Below are 26,547 nucleotides of genomic sequence, written 5' to 3'. Positions count from 1 at the left end.
TCGGTCAAATTACCGGCAAACTTCCGCCATCAATGGCATAAATACTTCCGGTTAGATATGCCGCTGCGGGCGAAACCAGAAAATGTACCAGATTTGCAACTTCTGTTGGCTCGGCCATTCTTCCCATCGGGATTCCTCCGGTTTGTACCATCAGTTGCGTCATCGCGTCATCAATAGAAATTGAAGCAGCGGCAGCGTAATCACGCACAAATTTTTCCATTGGCGGAGTTTTGGTTGCACCGGGCGAAACGGTTAAAACCCTTACGCCTTTAGGCGCCAGTTCTGTAGCTAAAGTTTTGCTATAGCTGTTTAAGGCGGCTTTAGAAACCGCATACGCCATGTTTAAGTTCCATAATGCTTGTCTGCCCGCAACAGATGAAATGTGCACAATTACGCCATTTTTTTTCTCTATCATAGCCGGTAAAAGCGCTCTATCCAGGCGGATTCCGGAAATGAGGTTAAGTTGCAATTCATTTTCCCAGTGTTCATCTGTTAGTGTGCTGAAGCCACCGCCTGGCGTAGTCAAACCGCCAACATTATTAATCAAAATGTCTATGCCACCAAATTCACGATTAATGGTTTCTGTTAGTGAGGCAACATCCCCGGCTTTTGTTAAATCTGCTGCAATGAAGTGATGTTCATTTTCTTCTGCAGTGTTTCGTGCAGTGGTAATTACTTTGGCGCCCTGTGCTGCAAGTTTATCGGCAATTGCTTTGCCAATTCCTTTTGTACCGCCCGTTACCAGGGCAATTTTTCCTGATAAATCCTGGTGAATTTTTTCTGTAGTCATGTTCTGTTTTTATTTATTCTGTAATGTTTGTTTCAAAATTAGCGGTGTATAGCTTTTATCTGAAACAATTGTTTCAGATAGCGGGAAAAAAAATTATTTGATCAGTTGTTTAACAAAATACTGCGCCATCTTTTTGATTTTTACTGGATCCTGGTGCAACAAGTAAGATTCGTGCCAACCTGTCCAGGTGCTATTAAAATAATCGGCAAGCAATTCTGGTTCTTCATCATTTGAAATTTCGCCATTTTCCATTGCGCGCGCAATGTTGTCTCTGATGAATTGGTATGCCAGATCACTATCCGCTTTAAGAATTGTTTTAACCCGTACATCATCGGTTGCTCCTTCAAATGCGGTTTTAATTGCCATGCAACTATTCTCTCCGGTAATGATTACGTTAACGGCATCGTCAATATATTTCTTCAAAATTTCTAACGCAGAGCCAGTTTCTTTTTCGCGTGTTTCGAGGTCTTTTTTTCTGATCTCTGTATAATGGCGTACGCAACGCACAAAAAGTTCCTGTTTATCGCCAATGGTATTGTATAAACTGCTGCTGTTGATTTTCATAGCATCGGTAAGATCGCGAAGCGAAGTGCCATGATAGCCTTTCTCCCAGAAAACTTCCATCGCTTTCTGTATTGCTGCTGCTTCGTTAAACTCTACATTTCTGGCCATTTCAATTTTGAATGAGACAAACATAAAACAAATCTGAAACATACGTTTCAAATTAATGTCATTTATAATTTTTCTACAGCTTGCCATTAAATTTAATTATCCGTAGGATAAAAGTAATTTCTAAAGCTTTACCGACACGATCTGTAAAAAGGGTAAATAAAACCGTAATTTGTGTAAGCAGGCTTCATGCAGAAAATAGAGATTTGCGTACATCTGATCACATGATCAATCATTAACCAAAAAGAAAACCGATGAAACGTAGATTACGTTTAATTTTTCTCGCAGCTATTTTGCCAGTTATTGTACTCAACAGTTGTAAAAATCAAGTAGATAAACATCAGGAAAAAATAATTCGTCTAGCGCACTGTTTGCCAGAGGCGATAGTAAATAAAAAGTAAAAGCCAATGAACAGAAAAATTTTTGCATACAGTATGCTGCTTTTAATTCTGCTATTCAACACCAAAATTATGAACGCACAAGAAAACACACCCCATTCTTTAAACGCACAACAGCGCAGTTTAGCAAGTTTATCTGCTTTAACGGCTGTCGGAAATACAGAAAAACTGAATTCTGAACTGCATAATGCGCTGGATGCTGGCCTCACCATAAATGAAATTAAAGAAGCTTTGGTACAGCTGTATGCGTATTGCGGTTTTCCACGAAGCCTTAACGCGATTGCTGTTTTTAGAGAAGTTTTGGAAACGCGAAAAGCGAATGGAAAAATGGATGTTACAGGTAAAGATGATCAACCGGTTACAGATACTTCTGGCCGATATGAAACGGGTAGAAAAGTATTGGAAAACCTCACTAAAATGCCACAGGCAAAACCTGCATCCGGATTTGGCGAATTCGCACCGCGGATTGATGCTTTTTTGAAAGAACATCTTTTCGCCGATGTTTTTGCCAGCGAAGTGTTGAATTTTCAGCAACGTGAAATCGTGACTATTGCTGCTTTGGCCGCAATGAACGGAACATCGGCACAGCTACAAAGTCACATCAGTATGGGCATGAATACCGGAATTTCTAAAAGCCAGATGGAAGGCATATTTGAAGAAATTGAACAGCAAATTAGTCGGCAACAAGCCGATTCTGCACGGGCGGTTTGGACAAAAATTCTTCAAAGTAAGTAACCTATAATTCTGACAGGCATGAACAAAATTAGGGTAATGGAAAGTGTGGCACAATTTAACCGCGAACGCGGTCAAGACACACTGCACCCAATGGTAAGTGTAATTGATCAATCGCGCTCTAGCCGCATTCTGGCAGAGCAGTACATTTCTGAACTGTATATAGTGTTTTTGAAAGATACCAAATGCGGCGAATTTACGTATGGGCGAAATAAATACGATTATGAAGATGAAACGCTTTTGTTTATTGCGCCAGGGCAAATTTTGGGTTTAGAACGCAGTCCGGAACTGATTCAGCCGCAAGGTTGGGCTTTGGTTTTTCACCCTGATTTGATCCGTGGTTCATCATTAGGCAAAAAAATTCATCAGTATGGTTTTTTCGCTTATGATTCTAATGAAGCGCTTCACCTTTCCAAAAAAGAGCGTTTACTTGTTTTAGAGTGTTTCAATAAAATACGCTATGAGTTGGAAAATCCAATTGATCAGCACAGCAGGAATTTGATTATCAATAATATTGAGCTTTTTCTGAATTATTGTACCCGTTTCTACGACAGGCAGTTTATCACCAGAGAAGATGTGCATAAAGATGTGTTTGTGCTGTTTGAAGACTTGCTTCAGGCCTATTTTCTTTCTGAAAAACCAATGGATATTGGCTTGCCGAGTGTAGCGTATTGCGCAGATGCGCTTCATCTTTCTGCAAATTATTTTGGCGATTTGGTTAAAAAACAAACCGGCAGAACTGCGCAAGAATACATACACCATAAAATTATAGACCTGGCAAAAGAAAAAGTGCATGCGCCGGATAAGCCCATCAGCGAAATTGCTTACGAGCTTGGATTTAAAAATCCACCGCATTTTACCCGCCTTTTTAAACAATTGGTTGGTCAATCGCCAAGTGTTTACCGGCAAGCTCACCAAAAAGCGAATTAACCTGTTTACGATGAAAAAGATTTCTCTTCCACTGGCTGTGATTGCAAGGGCAGTTTTGTTTTCGTGCGGGCATTTGAAACCATCCGCAAAAGCGGATAAAATTTCTGGAGGCATAGATTTGGCGGCATATACCCAGCTTGATTCTATACATTACAAAGGCACAGGTTATTTAAAACACGTTACATTACCAAAAAATTATACTTTAGAAAATTTCGTTCTGGAGCCTGGCGCAAGAAACAACTGGCATACGCACCCCGGCGCAGAACAAATTCTGTATGTTACAGATGGAGAAGGTTTTTATCAGCAAGAAGGCAAACGTAATCAGTTGATCAAAAAGGGAGATGTTGTTTATTCCGCCAGATACGAAGCATTGGAATGGTGTAACAGACAAAAAACGGCTGGGGCATATTTCCATTTCGGATAGAGTTGGACTAGAACATGTAAAATGGTTTTCTGCGGTAACAGCAGAAGAATATTCACATTAATTTTAAAGATAAAAGGATATGAAATTTTTAATTTACAGCAGCACTTTAGTTTGCATACTTGCGTTGGCAACCTTTTTTATTGCGGCAAAAAAGCCCGCAGAACCGCAAAAAGTGCGCTTGTCCAGATTGGTAATAGATGCTGCACAACTTGATCGGTATAAAAGCATATTAAAGGAAGAAATTGAAGCCTCAATGGCCAAAGAGCCAGGCGTACTGGCTTTGTATGCCGTTTTTGAGAAAGCGCAGCCAACGCATTTAACCATACTTGAAATGTATGCAACAGAAGAAGCATATAAAGCGCACATACAAACACCTCATTTTTTGAAATACAAAAACGGAACATTAAATATGGTAAAGGAATTGGAATTGATTGATACAGAGCCGCTGATTCCCAATTTGAAGATAAAATAAAACATCAAGGTTTTTTATTGCCAGGTTAATATGGAATGCGTAAGAATTGTGCATCTGTTATAAAAACCTGAATATGAAAAGTCTACAATTGGTCATCACAGATCCTTGTACAAAACAATGGAATGAAATAGAACAAGCAAACGGAAAGCATTATTGCAGCAGTTGCGAAAAAAATATTCTGGATCTGAGCGATAAAACCGACGAGGAGTTGTTTCGCTTTTTTCAGCATAAAAAAGAAAATATTTGTGCCAGACTAGCGGAAAGTCAGCTTAACCGAAAACTCAGTTTACCGGTGCACAAAATTAACTGGCACTGGTTAATGCCATTTGCTTTAGGTGCAATTGTGGTTAATCCGGCGCGGGCACAAAATTCAAAGCCAGTTTTGACGCAGGGAAATAGCAGTTTTAAACTGCTTCCATCTGGTAATCCCGATTGGCAAATACTGGATTCGGTAAAAAATACGTTTACCGGCAAGGTGATCAGCCAGAAAGACAGCACGCCGCTTGCCGGAGTAAAAATCAGCAAAAAAGGTTATGAGAATGTATTGGCAGTAAGTGATGCAAACGGGCAATTTCAACTTCGTTTATCCGATTCTGATTGCTTATCACAATATATTTTCAAATTGAATACATTTGAAACGGTAGAAACGGCAATAAGTGATCGAATGATTGTTCGTTTAAGTGAGGTTCGGCGGATGATGTTGGGCGCCATTTCTGTAGTAACGGTACAACAAACACCGCTTTACATGGTATTTTCTGGCAACAAAAGTTGTACGATTGCGGCTTCAGAGATGCATAAAATTTCTCCGGAATGGATCGACAATATGAAGGTGGTGAAAGGAAATCAGGCTACAGCCTTGTATGGAAAAAAAGGTGTCAATGGAGTAATCCAAATCTGGATTAAAAAAGCCTACCGCAAAAAGTTCGCGTTTACTCAGAAAAGCAGTTTATAAAACTTGGGGTGTTTTGGCGTTTTTACCGTCCTTTCGGATGCAACGTCAAATTAACATTTTGTGATGACACAACGTTTGCAACCGAAAGGATAAGTATTAAAGCTGTATATATTCGGTATTTTTTGGGCTCTTCATCTAAAACCTCAAAATAAAGTTTCCGATAAAGCGTGCCGGAGATTGTGGCGTTAAACGCACAGACCATGCTTTTTCACTGGTTATGTTATCTACCTTAAATCCGATACGGAATTTCTGGTTATCGTAGAATATACTTGCATCAAATATTTGGTAAGATGGAATGATAAACTTAGAGTTATAAGTGTTTAGATAATAGGATTTGTCGCCTGTATTTCCACCAAATCCGGCTCCTAAACCTCTAAGCTTACCTTGAGGAAAACGGTAGCTCATCCAAAAGTTAAAAGTATTTGGCGGGCCAGTTTGTCCGGGGCGCAAGCCATTATTTCGTGCATCAGCAGATTCTGTTATTCTGCTGTCGTTATACGCATAACCCGCAACGATATTGAAGCCATCAAATGGATTTGCCGTTAACTCAACCTCTACGCCTCTGCTGAGTTGTGAACCATCTTGAATATAAAAATTCGACGGATCGGCAGGGTCAGTTCGAATGATATTCTTAACTTTTATATCATAATAACTTACCGTTCCAGCTAGTCTATGATTGAATAAATCGGCCTTAACACCAAACTCCATCTGATCTGCATATTCGGGGTCAACACGTGTTCCATCGCTTTTTAACCCACTTCGGTTAAAAAAGCCGTTCATGTAGTTTCCAAAAAGTGAAACACGATCTTTCAATACTTCATATACTAATCCTAATTTCGGCGACAAACTTGTTTGTCCGTAAGGACTACTTTGAGCACTTGAGGTTGCTATGCCGCCCGAAGTTTGGCCGGTAACAATATTGTAAATCCCTTTATTTTGAAAACGATTTACACGTAAACTTGCCATTACTTTGATTTGGCTGGTAATATCAAATACATTTGAGGCATAAGCGGAATAGGTGTTGTCTCCATTGGATTCTTTCCTTAATGTACCTCTGGACGTTAATGAATCAACCTTAAACTTGCTTACGCGATAAGAAGTCGGCGTATTGATAAAATCAACATCTGTAAGGTTAACTGTAACGCGGTCAAAATCATTAAAGTTATTGTAATAATCCAAACCAACAACAATACGGTTACGGTGCCCTGCTATGTTAAAATCTCCTGTAAAATTCTGCTGAATATCTGTTGCTATAAACTGAGTATATCCATTGATGACATTTGGACGAATTGTAGTTTCGCTTCTGCCATTCAATGCGGTAATATTTCCGCTAATTGATGAACGAGCTCTGGAAACGACGGTTTGTGAAGTCCATTGATCAGAAATCTTATAATTGATCTGAGCAAAAATGTTCATCATTTGCGTGCTGTATGTAAGATCATTACTTAAAAAAGTTTTGTTATACGGGAAACCAATATCTGCAATGGATCTTTCTACGCTCGTTGCTCCGGTTGGCACCGCAGTATACGGGTTAAGGCGTACTACAGAAGTCCCTTTTGCCTGGCCAAATTCTACATCCAGCAATAAAGACAAACGGTCTGTAATCTGATAAGAAAAACTTGGTGCTACACTTACGCTATTGGTAAAACCCAAATCCTGGAAACTGTGTTCCCAAGTGGTTGCACCATTCAGGCGAAATAATGCGGTTTTATCTGCATTAATCGGGCTGTTGATGTCAAAATTCAGACGGTTAAAATTCCAGCTTCCGGTAGAGTATCCTACTTCGCCACCAAAACCGTTATACGGTTTTTTAGTTACACGATTGTATAAACCACCATAACTGCTGGCAATGCTGTTGCCAAACAAAGTTGCAGAAGGGCCTTTAATGGCTTCAATACGTTCAAGATTTGCGTTATCAATAAATGAAAATGCAGCACCAGCAACGCCGTTACGGGCGTTAGGCTCTGTATCAAAACCGCGCGAGCGGAAAGTTACCCTGCCTTGGTTGGCAATCATCGGAATACCAGCACCTGGAACATTTTTGGCAATACTACCTAAATCCATTGCCATTTGTTCTTGAAATAATGCTTTAGGTACAGAATTGTATACCTGCGGATTTTCCAGGTTTTTTAAAGGTAAACGTGCAATGTATACACTTTCTTTCTTCGTAAATTTATTGGTTGCTCCGGCAACAGTTACTTCTTGCAAAGCTTGCACGTTTTCCCGATCAAGCTGGTAATTTACCAAAGCGGTTGCTCCGGCAGTTACAGTTACCTTAAAGTTTTTTTGTGGGAAACCCAACAATTGGATGCGAATGGTATAATCGCCAGAAGGTATCTGTTCAAAAGAATAACTTCCCGATTCATTGGTTAGGGTATTTTTTCCGGTTTCCAGAATCGAAACTGATGCAGAAGCATAAGGTTGCCCGTCTACCAAAGTCACCGTTCCGGCAATTTTCCCGGTGCTTTGGGCATAGGTTTTTGAAGCTGCCAGCAATAGCAAACAGCTTAATACTAATGTGTATAAATGTTTCATTAAATATGTGAAATAAAGAAATGTTAGAATTTGCGGGCAAAGATAGAATATAATTTATAATTAGTCTAAATAATGTACCAAGAAGTTTTTAGTCAAAAATTTGCTGTTATGCTGAGGTTAACTGTGTTAAAAACACCGTTTGATTCTCTTTAAAGCGCGTTTTGGTTATTGCTAGATCTATTCCACAGTAATGAAATTTGATTTTCCTGAATTAAAATCATGACTAAATTCTTAAGCTTTGAATAGAAACGTCCCTGCCTCAAAATTTCCCCGTTCAAAATTTCAATTGTGTAGAAAATATTTTGAGCTTTTGAACACAGTGAAGTTGAGCTTTTGAACAAAGTTTAAACACTGCCTTTTGTGGAAGTTTGTACGATAAATAATAAAAAAAAAATGAAAAAAGTATGGTTTATAACAGGCAGCTCCAAAGGACTGGGAAAAAGCCTGACAGCTGCAGTTTTGGCCGCTGGCGATTTTGTAGTGGCCACAGCCAGAAATGTTGATGCTTTAATAGATTTTGTATCACAATACAAAGAACAAGTATTGGCTTTAAAACTGGATGTACAAGTAGATGCAGACATTGAAAATGCAGTTAAACAGGCGATTGAGCATTTTGGACGCATTGATGTATTGGTGAATAACGCAGGTTTTGGTGTAACGGGCGCAGCAGAAGCATTTACACAAGAACAGGTTCAAAGCCAATTAGAAGTTAATTTTTATGCTCCAATTGCCATTACGCGTGCCATTTTACCATTTATGCGTGCACAACGTTCCGGCCATATTTTACAAATTAGCTCTATTGGTGGCCGCGTGGGCAATATGGGTTTGAGCATTTACCAAGCCGCAAAATTTGGTTTAGCTGGTTTTTCTGAAGCATTAAGAAAAGAAGTTGAACCTTTAAATATCCAGGTAACTTCTATAGAACCTGGCGGTTTCCGTACAGAATGGGCTGGCTCATCCATGAGTTTTGCACCAGATGTAGAAGGTTATGAAAATACAGTTGGTGGCGTTAAAGCTTTTTTGACTTCAGGGAAATTTACACCAATTGGCGACCCCGATAAGGCGGCGCAAGTGATGATTAAACTTGTGCAGGGCAATAAAACACCTATGCATTTGGTTTTGGGCAGCGAAGCGGCACAAATTCTTCAAAATGCTGATGCCGCCCGGAAAGCAGAATTTGAAGAATGGTTGGCGGTTACAAAATCAACCGATCATGATGAGGCAGAAGATATGTTTACTACAGAAGAAGGGCAGAAATTTCTAAGTCAGAAAGGGATAAAAATTTAATTTTAACCTTTAAAAAACCTGAGCAGTTGAAGCGTGTATAGTATATTCGTATAGATGAAAGTTGAAAACAACCCGAAACGGCCCGATATTGTGTATTCATGCTATTATCAAAAAAGCAGAGAAGGCGAAAATTTTGTGTCTGAACATGTGCTGAGTTACCAGCTTTCGGGATCTTTAGTTCTAAACGATGGCAAAACAGAATATGCTGCTGCACCGGGATCGCTTCGTTTTATCAAAAGAAATCAGCTTTTAAAGTTTGTGAAGTATCCGCCGACAGATGGAGAGTTTAAATCCATTACCTTATACCTCACTCAGCAAGTCTTAAAAGAATTTAGTTTGAAATATGCTGTCTTTGCTGATCATAAAACCAATGAACAGTCTGTTCTTTTACTGGAAACAAACCTGCTGATGAAAAACTATTTCGATGCCTTATTGGCCTATCATCACGCAGATGCGTTAAACGATCCGAAAATGACCGCGTTGAAAGTAAATGAAGCCATTTTACTTTTACTTCAATTGCGGCCGGATTTGCAAAGTGTTTTGTTCGATTTTAACAATCCTTTTAAAATAGATCTGGAAGCTTTTATGAACCAGAACTTTTATTTTAACGTGAGTTTAGAACGTTTTGCATATTTAACCGGTAGAAGTTTGGCCGCCTTTAAAAGAGATTTCGGATCCGTATTCGGACTTACGCCCGGAAAATGGCTTTTACAAAAAAGGCTGCAGGAAGCGCATTATCTGATTAAACAAAAAGGTAAACATGCATCTGATATTTACCTCGATTTGGGTTTTGAAGATCTCTCGCATTTTTCTTTTGCATTTAAAAAACAGTTTGGACAATCGCCCAGTAAAATTAGTTAAACTTAATAGCCTTGAATTTGCGCCTTTCAATATGTCAAAACAAGTTAGGCAGTGCAATAATTTGCTTTGACAACTTAATTATAAACGATAATAGTAAGTTGTCAAAGCGAATCTAAACCTTTGGTCGCTTCTTCCTTTGCCGCCATTCCCATGGCGCAACCGGATTGGGATCTTGCCACAAACCAATTTTCATTTTTCGGGCTTCTATCTCCAATTGTGCATACAAACTATCGCTTGAATATTTTTTAAAATGCCAGGCCATGCCTTGCCGAATCATTTCCTGATTGATCACTTGTTTGCGCGCATTAATTACGACTGCAATCAAACGGCTGTATCTATCGTATTTTTGCGCTTCTACAGTAACGTTTTCACCAAAACATAAATCGGCAAGGGTTTGCTTCGCGGCCTGACTAAAAGGTTGTTTTCGCCTTTTTTCCGGGCAATCAATATGCGCAAGGCGGATTTTTACAGGTTTGTTTTCATATAAAACTTCCATGGTATCGCCATCTAAAATTCGGATCACCTTTGCCTGAAAAGTACCGCTTGCTAATTCATGAATTTCGGTTTCTTGAGGAAAAATTATACATCCACTCCAGAAAATCAATAAAACAAGCAAGCTTATTTTTCCCATCCGCATAAAGTCTTGTCGTCTTTTTTAGCTTGCTCTATAGTTGTTTTTATAATTTTAGACTGGCAGTTGCTCAATCCACGGCAGTTTTGAGTATAATGGTATTTTTTGGCTTTACCGCTGTTGCAGATATACACGGTTGATGGATCTTCGGCACCATTGATATGCGCAAGAAGCAGAATAAAGATAGAGAGTGTTTTCATGTTGGGGATTGATAAGCGTGAATTTAAAGTATCATTTTTTGGATAACCGGATTAAGAGCTGAAGGGAGGTCTGTTGTTTGCAAAGTATATTTTTTTACGTTCATTGCCCGCAACCAATCGCTCCAGTATCGCTTAATCACGTCTTCTTCATATGGACTGTTCAGCGAAGGATTTATGTTTAAAACAATAATTTCCAAATTTTGTAAGCCTGATGTTGCCGGGATAAAACCCAAACCGTTTTTTTGCATCACAGAACCAAAAGCAGAAGTTGTAAGTTTTTTAGTTTTCAGATATGCCGGGGTTATATAGGAGCTTTTTCCTCCCTGCGTAAATTTGCTGTCTTTATGATACATGTAGCCATCGGTAAGTATTACCAAAATATTTCGCCGGTTAGGTTTAATGCAGTAGTCATGAACATTGTTTTTAAAAAATCGCCAGATATCTGCACCTACAAAAGTCTGGTCTTTTAAAGCAGCCTGATAAATTTGTTGTGGAATTTCTGCATAGGCTTTATCTGTTGTACTGATGGTTTTTTTGCTTGATTTCCGATCGAAATTTACGCGTAACAATTCGCTCAAATTATTAATGCGCGAATCTTTTGGCGCCGGCGAAAAGAAAACCTGCATATCATCATTCAACTGAAATATTTTTTTTCGTTTTACGTGCGCCATAAAAGCATTTTCAATCGTTTTGATATATTCGATGTCTCTTTTATAAAACTCCATTGTGCCATCATGATGTTTGGTTGTACTAATCCGATCAGAAAGATCCAGTAAAATGCTGATGTTCAAATTCTCTACCGGGACTTGAGGTGCCGTTTTAAGTGTAGCAACGGGTTTGAAAATAGAAGCGAGCAGCAAACCGCCTAATAAAATATGTTTCATATTAATTGGTTAAAGGGTTGTGGCGTAAACTGAATTTTGGGCATCTTCACTCGCGCCCACTGCTTTTAAGTTCTCATCATAAGCCATTATACATTCGTTAAGCAGAATGTCTTTTTCATATTTAGAGATGTGGATTTTTTGATTGATGAAAGTAATCCAACCTTGCATATATTCTGATGCGTACAATACATACTCCTTTGTGGGGATGATAATGGCATCAATTATATGTTGCAACTCTACAATTCGGCCTTCAGCTTTGAGGATCATTTCTTTTGTATTTTTCAATTCATCAGAAAATACTTCTTTCTTTTTCTCAATATCGGTAATCCGCTCCTGGTGAATCTGAATGTCTTTTTTACGTTTTTGTTGCTCATGTTGGATCACGTCTTTCTCACGATGTTCTTTCATAATAAAGTCGAATACCACACCCCAAATAATGTAGACCACAAAGCCCGCGAAAATGATACCCCAAAACTCAATTTTGTAAAACGCGATACCCAAATCAAACGGTTTATCTTCAAATGTTTTTCCTGTCTGATAAAGTTTATCTTCAATTTGATAGGCCAAAATCGCGTCGAAAATGAAAGTGACGGCAAAAAGCAAGATCATTTTGAAGTAATTTAAAATCGTTTTTGCTTCTCCAAACATGTGAATCAGATAACCTAAACCTAAAAACACAAAAGGAATTAAGGTTACAAATGCGCCTTCTAGCAATCCATCTTTCCATGCTTTATCTAAAGCTTTCGGATCAAGAACACTTAAAAATATATCGTCTGCATCTCCTTCGAATTTTTTAAAAAAAGCCGAATACGAAGTAGAAATGTAGAACGTAAATAAATATAAACTAATGGGCAGCAAGATGATTAAACCGATCCAAAACTTCGCCGAAGCACCTTTCTCGGCATTCAGATGATATTTTTCGGGGTTTCTGGATAAATCATTAATTTCAAATTTCAATGTTTCGATGTTGTCATTTACCGCGCGGATATCGGTATCAAGTTTTGCTATGTTTTCGGTTTTTCTGTCTTTGGTTAATGCAAGCGTTTTAACTTCAGTTTGTCTGTTTCGCTGTTCATTAATATAAGGTTCTTTACTCAATCGTTGTTTTTCTACCATTTCTTTCTCTTCATTTTGAAATTTTGCGTAGATGGCATTTAGACAAATAGAAAGTGCCCTTGGACTGCCAATATTTCTGGAACCATCTCTGAAACCAGACTCGTGATAGGTACGTTTTCTAACCTCGTCGTTTTCTTCAACATTGGGTTCTTTAGAATTTGTAGATTCTTCTACTGATTCTTCCGTAGCGCCGCTACGAAATAGATTTTCGATCTGGATGTTCATAATGTTATTTTGGGGTGAGTTATCTTTTCATTGTCGATGAAACCATGCGGTCTCTGGCCAGAACTTTTGAGGCAACTGGAATTTCACCTGGCTTTGCCGGCAATGCAGATTTGTTTTTCTTAAAAAATGCGATCAAAAGAAATAGAATACCCGTGATAATATCTATCGGTACCCAGATCGCTTTTCGATATAAATAAATTGGGTAAAGCGGGTTAAACAAGATCAATATTGTTAAGAAAACCGGCAACCATACGTAAATACGTTTTTGTAAAAGAACTACAATTACTACGAAAGCACCTGTAGAAACAATGAGGCGCAAAACGTGGTAGTAGAAAATTGGAAATCTTAAAATCGAAAAAAAGCACGCTATTGCACAAAAAACCAATAGGTATCTGGTTTTATGCTCATCATTAAATGCATAAGCAATTTGAGGTTTTTGAACAGAGCGTATAGATTTCATAAGAGCCTAATTTTTAATAATTTATTCATCAAAATTAGGTACCGCTTGTGTGCTATCCTTACGGGAAACCGTAAAAACCAAAACCCATAAATAAAATGTAGCGTACTATCTGTGTTCTATAGGAGGAATCGGTGTAAGCTGATACAGTTTGTATTCAGATTTTTCTTTTTTCCACCAGTTATTGTCCAGTTTTTTTATAGAAATAAATGACTTAACCAAACCAGGTTTCATAGTAACCGTATCCAAATGTTTTGCCCAAATATGTACAATCGTATCATTGCCAAGGCGTACCCACCAAAATGTTTTACCATAACGTTTTGTACTGTACACTTCACTTATAATACCTGTGATGGTTTTGGTGTTGAAATTGGGTTCCATCAATTGAAAAGTTTTAACTCTTCTCTGGCCACTCACAGAAATCGCAAGCAAGATCAATAAATTTAAAATACCAAGTCTTCTCATAATAGAAACAAAGGTATCTGTGCTTGAGTGGCCATCCTTATGGCTAACCGTAAGGGAATCAACTTGTTTTCGGGAAAAGCTGGATGCTGGTTGATCAACCGCCTCGAACCTTGAATCCTGGTTGTCAAAAGCGAATGGAGACATTAATTTTTTCATCATTTAATAATTAATCATATTATTTTTGGGGATGATGAGTGGACAAATATAGCCTAATTTGAGTTGTCCTTATATTCTGACATGTTGTTTTATTGTAATATTAGAATTACATTCTTTTGAATTTCGCTAAAAAATAAAATGCCGGGATTACCCACTCCAGATCAGGATGTTGGCAACCCCGGACATTGTCCTGAGAGCGGAGCGTTATGAGGTATCTTTCGGGTTGTGTTACGGGTAAATATCTACGGTTTTATGCAGTTCAGTTCTAAAGTTGTACAACTCATCTAAACTGTTGAGTAAGGTTTTTTCACCCGCATCTTTACCATTATTAAAGGTTTCCAGATATTTATTCGCGGTATTAAAATGAAACCTGCATAAGGGTTTACGGTTATTGTCATCAAGCAGCACACCGAAGTATGATTGCGTATCTCTAGCAGCAATGCGCGCAGCAGGAATTTTTTCACGTAGAATGGCTTTCACAATCTGAAAGGCTTCGAGTTCTTCATCTGTTGTGATAATTTTTGGATCACTGGTATCATCTACCAAAGCAACTTTTTGATCAGCTTCTACTTCTGGTTTTTCATTAATATGCAATGCAGATTTTAACCGATGACTTATAGATTCATTTATGGAAATCGTAAGTGCTTTCCTCGCATATTCTTTAAAAACTACCATTCGGTTCGCCGTTAGCGGTTTATCAAAAAAACGATTAACCAGCATTTTAATCAGCTCATCCGAAGGTTGATCAATTTCCTTTTCAAATTCTTTTTGGATGGCCTTGATGTATTTTAAGCCTTCGGCCGAATCCAGAATGCTTTCCAGGTTATATTCGTTTTTGGTAAAATTTTCCAGAATTTTTATTGCATTGTCTTTAAGATCTTCTAGGTCGATGGTCAAGAAAGGTTTTTCATCCATGATGTTGGGTTTCTCCAAATCGGCATAAAAATTATAGATTGTGCCATTGGTAAGCACACCGAATCTTGCTTTTGAAACATGATAATACCGATGAAGCTGAGAATTATGTGCATCAGCATTTTCTTTCCAGTGTTTACACTCGAAAATCAAAATCGGTTCGTTGTTCTTGCGAATTACATAATCCACCTTCTCCCCTTTTTTTGTGCCGATGTCGCAAATATGTTCTGGAACAACTTCCGTTGGGTTAAAAATATCATAACCCAATATTTGGATAAAAGGCATTACAAATGCATTTTTTGTCGCTTCTTCTGTGTTGATCTGATCTTTAAGACCAACAACTCTTTGGTGAAGTTGGGCAAGCTTGAGTTTTAAATCCATATTTTACCAGGTTTGATTTTTTCGTTGGTTCAAAACTATCAAGGCAAGCAGTAATAAACTTACGGAAAACCGTAAAGCACAATTTTTATGCTGTAAACTAATTATAAGCTTTTTCCTTTTGTTTTCATTTAACCACCGAGAACACCTAGCTGGAATTGAGGAAATCGCGTCATTGCGAGGAGGAACGACGAAGCAATCTTTTTTGTTAATAGTAACGTTAAAGTGCCTATTGGGTTTTTCCTAACCCAAATTTGTAGGATTGCTTCGTGCCTCGCAATGACGGCCTGAGTAAAATTGCGTCATTGCGAACAGAAGCTTGGGAATCAAGCCAAGGCATGAAGCAATCTTTCACGCGTTACCGTCAAATTATTACCGCCACTCGTATTCTTGGAACGCCACCGGAAATCTAATGAGCGAAAATTTTAATCCTCCACATAGGTTTCTGAGCTTTTAAAAAAATGACAAACCTTTTTCTTAAAGGCCATGTTCTTAAAATATATAAAATCTATTGATTATGAAAACCACAACGATAACCGCAGAAGTATTAAACGACTTGGTGCAGATAAATAATGACCGTATAGCGGGCTATGAAAAAGCCAGAACTGAACTTCAGGAAGGTAGCGAAGATTTACGCGCTTTATTTCTGGATATGATTGATGAAAGCCGGAAATATAAAATGGCTCTGGCACAGGAAATAGAAGTTTTAGGGGAAGATGTTGAAAACGGAACCACTAATTCGGGCAAAATTTATCGTGCCTGGATGGATGTAAAAGCCATTTTTACTGGTCACGATAGAAAAACAGTTTTAAACAATTGTGAGTTTGGCGAAGATGCTGCTCAAAATGCATATAAAATGGCATTGGAAAGTGAAGATTTGCCAAGCAATATCAGAGAATTAGTCTCAGAACAAAAAGCCAGTTTAAGGACATCTCACGATGAAATTAAAAGACTGCGCGATAGCCAGGCGTAATTGGTTAAACTTATAAAAAACAGCAAAAGGGCGCCCGATAGCGGTGCCCTTTTGCTGTCATAAACTTTCCAAATGCCATTTAAAAAGGCGTTTTAACAGAACTTCTTCAAAATATCTGCATTCTAAACATTTTCGTACTTTTGCGGCTATGTCAGTTATTAAACCTTCATTAGCAAAAGGCACGCGCGATTTTACACCGGTAGAAATGGTGAAACGCAATTTCATTTACGATACCATAAAAACGGTTTTCAGAAAATATGGTTATGCAGAAATTCAGACACCCAGTTTTGAGAACCTTTCTACCCTCACGGGAAAATATGGTGATGAAGGAGACAAACTTATTTTCAAAATATTAAATAGTGGCGATTTTTTGAAAGATCCCAAAAAGAAATCTTTTGATTTTTCCGCAGAAGAAAATAGTAATGCGCTAATTCCACTAGTTTCTGAAAAAGCACTTCGGTATGATTTAACCGTTCCCTTTGCACGTTACGTGGTAATGCATCAGAATGAAATTACACTTCCTTTTAAACGCTTCCAGGTTCAGCCGGTTTGGCGCGCAGATCGTCCGCAGAAGGGAAGATACAGAGAATTTTATCAGTGTGATGTAGATGTTGTTGGTTCTTCAAGTTTACTTAACGAAGCAGAATTTATTTTGATTTATAACGAAGCGTTGTCTAAACTCGGGCTAAAAGATTTCTCTATTAAAATTAATAATAGAAAAATTCTATCAGGTATTGCCGAAATTATAGGTAAACCTGATTTGATTATAGACATGACTGTCGCCATAGATAAGCTCGATAAAATTGGTCTTGACGGCGTTAGTAAAGAGCTTTTAGAACGTGGTTTTACAGAAACAGATCTGGAGAAATTAAGACCTGTAATTTTGCTTGAAGGCGATAACGAAGAAAAATTAGCCAGTTTGAAATCTGTTTTATCGGCTTCAGAAACGGGTTTGAAAGGTATTGAAGAAATTGAACAGGTTTTCAGTTATGTAGAACAATTGGTTGCTTACGGTCTTCCATTAACTGCAAATTTAGAACTTGATATTACTTTAGCACGCGGATTAAATTATTATACCGGGTGTATTTTTGAGGTAAAAACCAATGAAGTTGCAATGGGTAGTATTGGCGGCGGCGGCCGTTATGACGATTTAACTGGCATGTTTGGTTTAAAAGACCTTACCGGTGTTGGCGTTTCTTTTGGCGCAGACCGGATTTATGATGTATTGGAAGAGCTTAATCTTTTTCCTGCATCGGCAGAAATCGGAACGAAAATTTTGATCAGTAATTTCGATGCAGAATCAGAAAAATACGCGTTGCCTATTCTTCAACAGTTCAGAAATGCAGGGATTTCTGCAGAATTGTATCCTGCTTCGGCAAAACTAAAAAAGCAAATGGCCTATGCAGATGCGAAAAACATTCCTTACGTTTTGCTGATTGGTGGCGATGAAATGGCCAGCGGGGAACTTACACTTAAAGAAATGGAAAGTGGCGAGCAGAAAAAACTTTCTGTCTTGGCCATTCTTGATCTTTTGAAATAGATTTTATAAAATGAAAAATACAAAGGAGGAAAATCAACATTTCCTCCTTTTTTGTACAACTCAATTTAGCCTACAATCAATTTGGTGCTAATGGCAATCCGGTTCCAGGCATTTATCGCCACTATAGCCATAATAATCTGGCTAAGTTCTACTTCATCAAAAAAGCCTGCAGCCCGCGCATAGGTTTCATCAGAAACATGATTCGCAATTAAAGTCACTTCTTCTGTAAGTGCCAGCACGGCTTTTTCCTTTTCTGTAAATAGTGTAGTTTCTCTCCAGGCGTTCAAAAGATATAAACGTTGCTCGGTTTCGCCCATTTTGCGCGCATCTATCGAGTGCATGTTTAAGCAAAATGCACAACCATTAATTTGAGAAGCGCGCATTTTAATCAGTTCCAATAAAATTGGATCAATTGAACTGGCAGATACATATTTTTCTAAACCATACATAGCCTGATAAGCTGCTGGCTGTGTTTTTTGGATGTTTACTCTGTTTTCCATCTTTTTATTTTTTGATTAAGATGTAAAGTTCGCCATCAGAAAAAGCAAAAAACTTAATCTAGTTTAAGAAAGAAAACGAAGTGCCTTTAGCTATTTTTTAGCGCGGATTTTACTGAGAAATTCTGGTGTAAAACCAAGATATGAGGCCAGCATATATTGAGGAATGCGCTGTATAAATTCTGGAAATAAATGTGCAAACTGGCGGTAACGTTCTTCGCCGGTCATGCTGTATAAATATTTAATGCGCATTTGCGCTGCCGAATGAGATTTTTGCAATACCAACCTAAAATACCGTTCCAGTTTAGGCAATTTGTTAAATAGTTCTTCCTGCTGATGGTGTTCAATGGCAATCACGTCTGCTGCTTCTGTAGCCTGGATATAAAATTGAGAAGCATTTTGAAATTGGAGGCTGGTATGGTCGCTCATCCACCAATTTTCAATCGCAAATTGAATGGTTTGTTCGGCACCTTTTATATCGATAAAATACATGCGCAAACATCCTTTTACCACAAAATAATTGGCCCGGCAAACCTGTCCTTCGTTTAATAAAAGTTCTTTTTTCTTAAACGAAAAAGATTTGAGCAGCGAAGAAAGTAAAGCCTCTTCTTCGCCACTCAAATCTACAAACCGTTTAATGTGCTGATGCAGTTCTGCGTACATTCAATTTTATTTGTTGCTAAAATACACAATAGCAAAAAATAAACGCGGCGTTTTATAGTGAAAATCCTTTAATTTCAGCTTGTCCGTCTGCTCCCCAATTTTTCATTGCCGATTTTAAAATAGTTTCCAAAGCTTTATTGTCTACAGCTTTTCCTTTTGCAGGCGGTGCCAGGTCTTTTTCTGGTACGGCAACTTCTGTTACTTTGGTTGCAAACCAGGTGATGTTTTCGTGCGGAAGTGCGAGACCTAAAATCATTCCCGGCAAACCGGTAAAAGATTCTGGTCCGCCGGAAACGGCAATTTCATTTGTATAATATGCCACTACATAAATAGAATCCATAATCAGCGCATTTGCGCGGCGGCATTCAAAACCAGCAATATTCCGTGTCTCATCGGTAATCTTCCAGTTAATCTTTCTTACGCTATCTTTTACAAGGTACAAGTCTTCATACACACTTTTTTGCGTAATGCTGCTTTCCGAAGCAAAATTTGTAGCAACCGTATTTCTTAAATCTGTTAGAACATCTCTCGCTACCCAATTGCCATTTAACGCATCGTCACTTGGAGCATATTTATACAGGCTTTTGTCACTGTTGAAAAAGAGTGTGCTTTTACTCACTTTAAATTGCGGATTGTTTTTCTTGTAACTCTCAAATACCGGTAAATAAAATGTTTCATTTTCCTTATTTATTTTGCGTTTGATTATGGCATGCATATTGGATCGTTTCTCAAATTCGATAACACCGTGATAAACGAAATGTGCATTCTGTGCAAAGCTTTTACCCAAACCAATGAGTAGAAACAAAAGCGTATAAGTTAATTTAGTTTTCATAATTGTTATTTTTTTACTGCTCCACCCATTTTTGTAAAATCCCAGGAAACCGACAGCATGAAATACCTTCTGATGGTTGTATAACTGGTTTGAGTAATGTTTCCATTATATGCCGAACGATTAAAACCAATATTCTGGTTTAAGAGATCGTTCATGCTGGCAGAAACAACCAGATTATCTGATTTCAGGAATTTTTTACTGATGCCTGCATTCCATACAAAACGTTCAAAGTTTTCACTAAAAGTTTGCGTGGCTCCGGTAAACTGGTATTCGCCGTCGCTGTTCAGGTCTATTTTCCCTGGCAAATGTACAGTTGTATAAAAACTCCCTCTCCATCCCCAACCGTTACTGTTCAGTGATTCCTGAACAGAGGCTTTTGTTGCATTGTATGTTGGCCCGAAAGATGCGCTGGCATTAAACTTTTTCTCTATATACTTATACAAATTTGCGGATAAATTATACGTACTGCTTTCGGTTTTATTCAATACACCGTTAATATAGTTGAATGAAGTATTGCTGTTTGCGCTTAAATCGAAGCCGGTACTTACGCCGAAAATTTTACGGCTAAAACCTCCGTAAAAATTATAATTAAATGGTGTGCTTCCAGATAAGTTTACGAAACGATTTGTACTTACGCCGGCAGCTGTTGTATTAATGTCGCTGGCAATTGGGTTGGATGTGAAACTGTAATACGCGCTGATGTAAATCGATTGGTCTGTCAACACTTTGTATGAACTGTAGCGCGCATTAAATGAACTGCGGAATGATGGTTTTAAATCCGGATTTCCCAAAGTGATGTTTAATGGATCAGTATTAATTCTAACCGGTTGGATCTGATCAAGCGTGGGCTGCGAACTGTTTCCGTTATAATTAAACCTGAATGATTTTTGTTGAGAGAAACGATAGGTAAAACTGGCCTGAGGCATATAGTTAATAAAGTTTCGGCTGTAACGGATGTTATTGTATAAATCATCCTGATTAAATTTCACTGCAGAGAATTTCGAACCCATGTTTGCTGTCACTTTTCCTTTAAGGTAATTAAAAACTGCACCACCCTGATTTAATGTTTGCTCTAATTTGTAGTTGTTGCTAAACAGCGGATCAAAAACATCATATACATTTTGTGCCGATTGGTTAAAGGATTTGCGGTCTGAAGTTCCGTTAATAAAGCTTAAACCATAATTTACAACTACAGAAAGCGATTTCGATAATGGCTCTGTATACGCCAGGTTTGATTTGAACGTGCTGTTTCTAATGTTGTTTACTTTATACTGATTGACCAGAACCGTGCTGTCTAAAGCGCCTGTAGTATCAAAAAACTCATTTGTTGAATTCAAATATCCTTCACTTTTATTGGTATTAACATTCTGACTCAAACTCAATGAAACTGTACGGCCTTTCTTTTTCAGCCTTTTGGTGAGCAATGCACTTACATTAAAAATTTGTTCGTCTGTAGAGTTTGTCAAATTCCGGTTCCCGGTATTCAGTAAGCTGTCGCGCTGATCGCGGCCCTCACTTGTAAAAATATTTTCCGTATCACTGTTTTTTAATGTTCCGTCTACACTTACTTTCAATGTTGTTGTGGTATCCAGTTTTATCTGATAAGTTGCATCCATTTTCTGCCTGAACATATCATTGTCGAAAGTTTGGCCAGAGTTGGTATTGATTGTTCCGGATGTCAGGTTATTCTGGTTAAGCGTAGTTCGGTCGCCCGTAACACGTATTGAACCAATCTTGTAATTGGTATTTAAAGACTCTTTGTCTTTGTTCCATTTATTGTCGAAGTGTAAACCTCCGGTGCGTGCAACAGGTATTCCCTGGCCGTTATATTGGCCGCTGAAGGAATCAAAATCATCACCGCTTCCGGTAAAATAAATTCCTCCGTCGTCAGTTACTTCCGGTGCAGCGTTAGATCCGTATTTATTTCCATCTTCCCAACCCAAGCCAATTTTACCATTATTGCCAGCTATACCATAGGCAGAAAATTTCTTTTTGCCCCAGAATTTGTTGAACATCGCCTGTCCTTGATAATAATCATCAGTTCCTGCTCCGGCTTGTACTTTACCGAAGTATCCGTTTTTTTTATCTTCTTTAAGTTTAATGTTTAAGGTTTTTGTTTTCTCGCCATCGTCAATTCCGGTAAAAGCTGCCTGGTCGCTCGTTTTATCATAAAGCTGAACAGATTCTACCATATCGGCACGTAAATTTTTAGTCACTAGCGTGGGGTCATCGCCAAAAAATTCTTCGCCATCAACCAGAACTTTAGGTACGTTTTGTCCCTGAGCAGTGATTTTTCCATCTTTATCTACTTGGAAACCCGGAAACTGTTTAATCAGATCTTCTACTTTGGCGTTGGGTTCTATGTTAAACGCCTTAGGATCAAACTCTGTGGTGTCGCCTTTAATCTTAATGGCTGCGCGGTTTCCTTTAATGATCACATCATTTAAAATGGTGGCCATCCCGGTCAGGTTAATTTTGGTATAATCTTTTATTTGCTGTGTAGAATCCAGCGTAAAGTGATCTACAAAATCTGCGTATTTAGGATAGGAAACCAACAGGATAAATTTCCCGTTTTTAATGCCATTAATTTCGAAAGTGCCGTTTTGCGCCGATCGGGTAAATTTAACAAGTGTAGAATCTTTTGCATTGAGTACGGCAATAGATGTTCCGGTTAGTAGAGTGGTAGATGCGGTATCTACTGTGCGTCCTTTTATGCTGTGCAAATGTTGCGCATAGGTAGAAAAAGACGTAGCAATAAGTAGCCACAAGAGTAGAGCGTGTCGTTTCATATTTAGATTTGAGCTGTTTTTTAGCCCTTCTAATATAAACTAATTTGTTAGTTTGCAAAAACGATTTAACATTATTTAACCTAAATACTTAATCATCGTGAGAGTTGTTACATACGTTAATTATAAAAAAATCCAACACGTATTGGAGTGAAAATAAGCTTGCCGAAAAAGCAATTTAACCACATAAGAAATTTGAGAACATATGAAGGGTTCTTTCTTCTATAATCTACATTTCTTATGTGGTTAATTTGTTATGGGTTATTTGCCAGCATTAGAAATTTGAAGAGAAAAAATCCTCCTTGTTTCCGTGGCAAATAAAGTTTTATGGGTTGGTAGACCAGGCTGCAATATCTTTGATAAAAATACGACGGTTTAGTTTCAGCTGAGATACAATCACTTCTGCCAGATCTTCTGGTTGCATTACACGATCGGGATTGCCATCTGTAAGTTTCAGATCAATGGCCATATCCGTTGCGGTAGTACTTGGAGAAAATGCCGTAACACGGATATTGTGTTTTCTCATTTCTTGCATCAACGAAGTAGAAAATGCATTTAAAGCCGCTTTAGATGCAGAATAGGCACTTGTAACTGCCGCCGGACTTGCAGCAGATGAACTTGAAATGTTGATGATATCCCCGCTTTGCTGGTTGATCATTTCTGGTACAACGGCACGTGTTACATAATATGCGCCAAGCAAATTGGTTTGGATAATCTGCTCCCACTCTTGTGGTTCCAACTCCAAAAATTTACCGAATTTGCCAATGCCCGCATTATTAACCAAAATGCTGATGAAACCAAGTTCATCCTGTATTTTTTTTGCTGCAAGATTTACAGAATCGAGATTGGCTATGTCTGCAACAGCTGTAACCACTTGGATTGAATAATCTGCCAGTTCTGTGGCCAGTTCATCCAAATTGCTTTGCGTTCTGCCTACGAGGCCCAGGTTTACGCCTTCTTTTGCCAATGCAATCGCTATAGCCCTGCCGATGCCTTTACCGGCGCCGGTAATCAGTGCATTTTTTCCTGAAATATTTTCCATGCGATAAAAGTAAATATTCTTGGTTGATTTGTGAATGAAAGGTAGAGTTTTGAACGGTAATGTCTGCCCCCACTTCGTACTTTCGAAAGCCTGTTTCAGACGGAGAAATCTATACCAGTAATTTATATTTCATTGCAATAAATCTCTCGCTGCTCTAGAGATCACTGTTGGAAGTATGAATTCAAAAGATTTGCATGTAAGATTGCGTCACGCGCTCACTCAATCCCCACACTTCGGTTCGCAATGACGGGACTTTGTTAAAAACCAAAGCATAATTTCCTTATCAAATAATCCCCATATCTTTACAATAGGCTACCAATTGCTCATTTTTTGAGAAATCCAGGATTTCTCTCATTAGGTTCAGGCGTTTTTCTACGCTGCTCAATCCGAAAGGCTTAATATTTTTCAACTGTAGAAAAACCGGGATTTCTTTCTGCCGGGTTCCCTGGGCAAGCAAGGTAATTATTGCAATGTCCAGCTCGGTAAAGTTATGAGAATTTTTGTCTCTTAATCCCGATTTCAAGTCTGGCGACAAATACTCTTTTCCATTAGAAATGGTATGAAGTGCCTGCTTCAGGTTTTGTGCATCGTGGCGAGCCTTGCGAACAAAGCCATTAACATTAAGGTCTTTGAACAAAGTATCTATAACAGCTGGTTTATTCTCGCTGGAGAAAACAAGCACTTTTAAATCTGGTTGAGCAGATTTAGCTGCTTTGATCAATTCGGCGCCATTTAAAATGGTTTGCCGGTTATGGTCTTCTTCAAATGAAAGATCAGTAATCAACAGATCGTAAGGGCATTCATTTTTCTGGGCATTACGAATCCAGGTAAGGGCATCATCACAATAGTATACGTAATCGGCACTTTCAATCCCAAGGTCTTTAAGTGTTTTTACGACAGAAATATTGGCAATTTCATGGTCTTCGGCAATTAATACTTTTTTAAACATATACTATTTGATTAAGAAACCGGAAAAGTGATTTTAATCTTTAGTCCCTTTTCTGCTTTAGTATCAAAGGTAATATTGCCAGAGATCGTATTTATACGGTTTCCCGTATTGGTTAAACCATTATTGAATGATTGCGCGTCATCAAAGCCAACACCATTGTCAGTGTATGATATTTTTATCTGCTGGTCATTGCGTTCAAATTTCAGTACCACATCACTTGCATAACTGTGTTTTTTCATGTTCACCATCAATTCCTGAAGGATGTGCTCTAATTCTGTTTTGGTTTTTTCGGGTACATTTTGCCAAAGTGCCGCATTATTGCCCACCAGTAAAATTCTGGTGTCATCTGAAGCGAAAGTACGCAGCAATTGATCCAAACTTTCATTGAAACTACGTTTGCTCGTTCTTGGTTTTTCGTAAGAAATATCGCGTGATTGCTCATAGAGATTCTCAATCCGGTCTAAAATACCTTCTTTATCTACTTCATCTTCGTTTTCAATTTCGATCATTACCCGGTACAAACCATTAGCCACAACATCGTGCACTTTTTTTGATGTATTCAATTGGTTTTCACGAATGGCATCCTGAGCTTCTTGTTCCAGTCTTTGTTTTCGTTTCCGGTACCAGATTATTCCAATAACCAAAGCGGCCAAAGCAGCAAATGCGAGAATAATAATTTGATAGGTTTTTGCTGCATTGTCTTTTTGCAGGATCAGGTTTTGAGCCTTGCTTTTTTCACTTTCATAACGGATTAAAGCAAACTGATTCTTTGCTGCATTTCTGGCTTTCTGAATGCTGTCCGAAAGATTTACATAACGCTCAAAATACTTTGTGGCATTTTTCGGCGAACTTAGTTTGGTCAGCTTCGCCAAAGCTTCAACCTGATCATCGGGACTCTTCAGTATCTTTGCAACTTCATACATTTTGTTGGCAAAAAACAGTGAAGAATCGCGGTTTTTACTTTGATAATAATCTGATAAATGAGCAAAGCTCGCGTTTTGTCCCCATAAATCCCGGTTGGCCTGTCGAATATGTAATGCTTTTAAAAGTAATGGCGAGGACAAAAAATCGGGTTGTTCCAACCATTTAGTGAAAGCAAAATTTGAGAGGGTTCTGGAAAATTCTTTACGGTCTATCTTTTGGTTTAAAATAGCACGATACATACTTAATGCCTTTGTAAAATTTCCTTTCTTTCGATAGGCATTTGCAATATTGTTTTTAGTAATTAATATAATACTGCTATCTCCCGTATAATTTAACGATTGTTCGTAAAACTTAATAGCCTCATCATAATTTTGCAATTCTGAAGCCGTAACACCAAGGGTGTGATAGGTAGCGCTAAGTGTAGGACGATTCGTTTTTTTTCGGTCAGTTAAATATGAGAGTGCTTCGAGGAGTGTTTCCTGGCTCCCGAAATGATCTCCTTTGTCGGTTTCAATGATGGCCATTTCTGTTAAACTTCTACCTACACCTAAGCTGTCTTTAGATTGGAGATACAGGTCTTTAGCCATATTGAAATATCTGAATGCGCTATCTGTTTCATTTTTATCTGAAAATTCCAGACCCAGATCATAAAAGATATTGTCCGATTTTTGATCAACGTTTTCATTGTTCCTTCTACAAGAAAACAATCCGGCAATAAAAATAAATAGAATACAGAAGTTTGAGCGTGTCAAGGGCGTAGTGTTTAGCCGTAAATTTATAAAATAATAGTGAACGCATTTTCCTCATAAATCGGTATTTTAAAATTTGCTGTGCATAAAGAAGGCGGCCTGAATTGGGCCGCCTTTA

Annotated in this window: 26 protein-coding genes; 9 read left to right on the top strand and 17 right to left on the bottom strand. The window is 38.2% G+C overall.

The window, feature by feature from the left end:
- Positions 1-4: 4 nt before the first annotated feature.
- The gene (locus ACJVDH_RS19785) at positions 5-790 is read right to left on the bottom strand and encodes an SDR family oxidoreductase (RefSeq protein WP_443945132.1); all 786 of its coding nucleotides are present in this window, start codon (positions 788-790) and stop codon (positions 5-7) included.
- Positions 791-883: 93 nt separating this feature from the next.
- Positions 884-1,504 carry a TetR/AcrR family transcriptional regulator gene (locus tag ACJVDH_RS19780; protein WP_443945131.1) on the bottom strand — a complete coding sequence of 207 codons (621 nt, stop codon included), beginning with the start codon at positions 1,502-1,504 and terminating at the stop codon, positions 884-886.
- Positions 1,505-1,866: 362 nt separating this feature from the next.
- Here ACJVDH_RS19780 and ACJVDH_RS19775 point away from each other — a divergent pair, with 362 nt between their 5' ends.
- From ACJVDH_RS19775 to ACJVDH_RS19755, 5 genes are all read left to right on the top strand, one after another.
- Positions 1,867-2,592, top strand: a complete 726-nt coding sequence (locus ACJVDH_RS19775) for a carboxymuconolactone decarboxylase family protein (protein WP_443945130.1) — start codon at positions 1,867-1,869, stop codon at positions 2,590-2,592.
- 18 nt (positions 2,593-2,610) lie between these two features.
- Entirely contained in the window at positions 2,611-3,519 is a 909-nt protein-coding gene (locus tag ACJVDH_RS19770) for a helix-turn-helix domain-containing protein (protein WP_443945129.1), read from the top strand.
- A 10-nt stretch (positions 3,520-3,529) separates the two neighbouring features.
- Positions 3,530-3,943 (top strand): cupin domain-containing protein, encoded by a 414-nt coding sequence (locus ACJVDH_RS19765; RefSeq protein ID WP_443945128.1) that lies wholly within the window; start codon positions 3,530-3,532, stop codon positions 3,941-3,943.
- A gap of 79 nt (positions 3,944-4,022) precedes the next feature.
- A complete protein-coding gene (locus ACJVDH_RS19760; protein ID WP_443945127.1) occupies positions 4,023-4,415 on the top strand; it encodes a putative quinol monooxygenase in 393 nt (130 codons plus the stop codon).
- A gap of 73 nt (positions 4,416-4,488) precedes the next feature.
- Positions 4,489-5,367: a hypothetical protein gene (locus ACJVDH_RS19755; RefSeq protein WP_443945126.1), complete on the top strand. Its 879-nt coding sequence runs from the start codon at positions 4,489-4,491 to the stop codon at positions 5,365-5,367.
- Positions 5,368-5,502: 135 nt separating this feature from the next.
- On the opposite strand, the gene ACJVDH_RS19750 is transcribed toward ACJVDH_RS19755, so the two are convergent.
- Entirely contained in the window at positions 5,503-7,902 is a 2,400-nt protein-coding gene (locus tag ACJVDH_RS19750; protein WP_443945125.1) for a TonB-dependent receptor domain-containing protein, read from the bottom strand.
- Between the two features lie 393 nt (positions 7,903-8,295).
- Here ACJVDH_RS19750 and ACJVDH_RS19745 point away from each other — a divergent pair, with 393 nt between their 5' ends.
- Complete coding sequence (locus ACJVDH_RS19745; protein WP_443945124.1) at positions 8,296-9,189, top strand: oxidoreductase; 894 nt, start codon at positions 8,296-8,298, stop codon at positions 9,187-9,189.
- Positions 9,190-9,243: 54 nt separating this feature from the next.
- Positions 9,244-10,050, top strand: a complete 807-nt coding sequence (locus ACJVDH_RS19740; protein WP_443945123.1) for a helix-turn-helix domain-containing protein — start codon at positions 9,244-9,246, stop codon at positions 10,048-10,050.
- Positions 10,051-10,162: 112 nt separating this feature from the next.
- Here ACJVDH_RS19740 and ACJVDH_RS19735 read toward each other — a convergent pair whose 3' ends face one another.
- The 7 genes from ACJVDH_RS19735 to ACJVDH_RS19705 form a co-directional block, all read right to left on the bottom strand.
- Positions 10,163-10,681 carry a thermonuclease family protein gene (locus ACJVDH_RS19735; RefSeq protein WP_443945122.1) on the bottom strand — a complete coding sequence of 173 codons (519 nt, stop codon included), beginning with the start codon at positions 10,679-10,681 and terminating at the stop codon, positions 10,163-10,165.
- The gene (locus tag ACJVDH_RS19730; protein WP_443945121.1) at positions 10,669-10,881 is read right to left on the bottom strand and encodes a hypothetical protein; all 213 of its coding nucleotides are present in this window, start codon (positions 10,879-10,881) and stop codon (positions 10,669-10,671) included. The genes ACJVDH_RS19735 and ACJVDH_RS19730 overlap by 13 nt, the downstream gene beginning before the upstream one ends.
- 23 nt (positions 10,882-10,904) lie before the next feature.
- Complete coding sequence (locus ACJVDH_RS19725; protein WP_443945120.1) at positions 10,905-11,765, bottom strand: hypothetical protein; 861 nt, start codon at positions 11,763-11,765, stop codon at positions 10,905-10,907.
- A 9-nt stretch (positions 11,766-11,774) separates the two neighbouring features.
- Positions 11,775-13,106 (bottom strand): hypothetical protein, encoded by a 1,332-nt coding sequence (locus ACJVDH_RS19720; protein WP_443945119.1) that lies wholly within the window; start codon positions 13,104-13,106, stop codon positions 11,775-11,777.
- 19 nt (positions 13,107-13,125) lie between these two features.
- A complete protein-coding gene (locus tag ACJVDH_RS19715; RefSeq protein ID WP_443945118.1) occupies positions 13,126-13,566 on the bottom strand; it encodes a DUF6804 family protein in 441 nt (146 codons plus the stop codon).
- 105 nt (positions 13,567-13,671) lie between these two features.
- A complete protein-coding gene (locus ACJVDH_RS19710; protein WP_443945117.1) occupies positions 13,672-14,187 on the bottom strand; it encodes a hypothetical protein in 516 nt (171 codons plus the stop codon).
- A gap of 225 nt (positions 14,188-14,412) precedes the next feature.
- Positions 14,413-15,477, bottom strand: coding sequence for a type I restriction endonuclease (locus tag ACJVDH_RS19705; protein WP_443945116.1), 1,065 nt, complete (start codon positions 15,475-15,477; stop codon positions 14,413-14,415).
- 514 nt (positions 15,478-15,991) lie between these two features.
- Here ACJVDH_RS19705 and ACJVDH_RS19700 point away from each other — a divergent pair.
- Positions 15,992-16,447 carry a PA2169 family four-helix-bundle protein gene (locus ACJVDH_RS19700; RefSeq protein WP_443945115.1) on the top strand — a complete coding sequence of 152 codons (456 nt, stop codon included), beginning with the start codon at positions 15,992-15,994 and terminating at the stop codon, positions 16,445-16,447.
- 148 nt (positions 16,448-16,595) lie between these two features.
- On the top strand, positions 16,596-17,987 hold the full coding sequence (gene hisS, locus ACJVDH_RS19695; protein ID WP_443945114.1) for a histidine--tRNA ligase: 1,392 nt from the start codon (positions 16,596-16,598) through the stop codon (positions 17,985-17,987).
- A 65-nt stretch (positions 17,988-18,052) separates the two neighbouring features.
- On the opposite strand, the gene ACJVDH_RS19690 is transcribed toward hisS, so the two are convergent.
- The 7 genes from ACJVDH_RS19690 to ACJVDH_RS19660 form a co-directional block, all read right to left on the bottom strand.
- Positions 18,053-18,487: a carboxymuconolactone decarboxylase family protein gene (locus tag ACJVDH_RS19690; RefSeq protein ID WP_443945113.1), complete on the bottom strand. Its 435-nt coding sequence runs from the start codon at positions 18,485-18,487 to the stop codon at positions 18,053-18,055.
- A 90-nt stretch (positions 18,488-18,577) separates the two neighbouring features.
- On the bottom strand, positions 18,578-19,147 hold the full coding sequence (locus ACJVDH_RS19685) for a Crp/Fnr family transcriptional regulator (protein WP_443945112.1): 570 nt from the start codon (positions 19,145-19,147) through the stop codon (positions 18,578-18,580).
- A gap of 52 nt (positions 19,148-19,199) precedes the next feature.
- Entirely contained in the window at positions 19,200-19,979 is a 780-nt protein-coding gene (locus ACJVDH_RS19680) for a GLPGLI family protein (RefSeq protein ID WP_443945111.1), read from the bottom strand.
- A 5-nt stretch (positions 19,980-19,984) separates the two neighbouring features.
- Entirely contained in the window at positions 19,985-22,768 is a 2,784-nt protein-coding gene (locus tag ACJVDH_RS19675) for an outer membrane beta-barrel protein (RefSeq protein ID WP_443945110.1), read from the bottom strand.
- 322 nt (positions 22,769-23,090) lie between these two features.
- Positions 23,091-23,807 (bottom strand): 3-ketoacyl-ACP reductase, encoded by a 717-nt coding sequence (locus ACJVDH_RS19670; protein ID WP_443945109.1) that lies wholly within the window; start codon positions 23,805-23,807, stop codon positions 23,091-23,093.
- Positions 23,808-24,090: 283 nt separating this feature from the next.
- Positions 24,091-24,756, bottom strand: coding sequence for a response regulator (locus ACJVDH_RS19665; RefSeq protein ID WP_443945108.1), 666 nt, complete (start codon positions 24,754-24,756; stop codon positions 24,091-24,093).
- An 11-nt stretch (positions 24,757-24,767) separates the two neighbouring features.
- Positions 24,768-26,432, bottom strand: a complete 1,665-nt coding sequence (locus tag ACJVDH_RS19660; protein ID WP_443945107.1) for an ATP-binding protein — start codon at positions 26,430-26,432, stop codon at positions 24,768-24,770.
- Positions 26,433-26,547 lie beyond the last annotated feature (115 nt).

This window comes from Pedobacter terrestris, from assembly GCF_052343045.1.
GTDB lineage: Bacteria > Bacteroidota > Bacteroidia > Sphingobacteriales > Sphingobacteriaceae > Pedobacter.
Note: the sequence above shows the minus strand (reverse complement) of the source record. Positions and strands in the feature narration are given on the sequence as shown.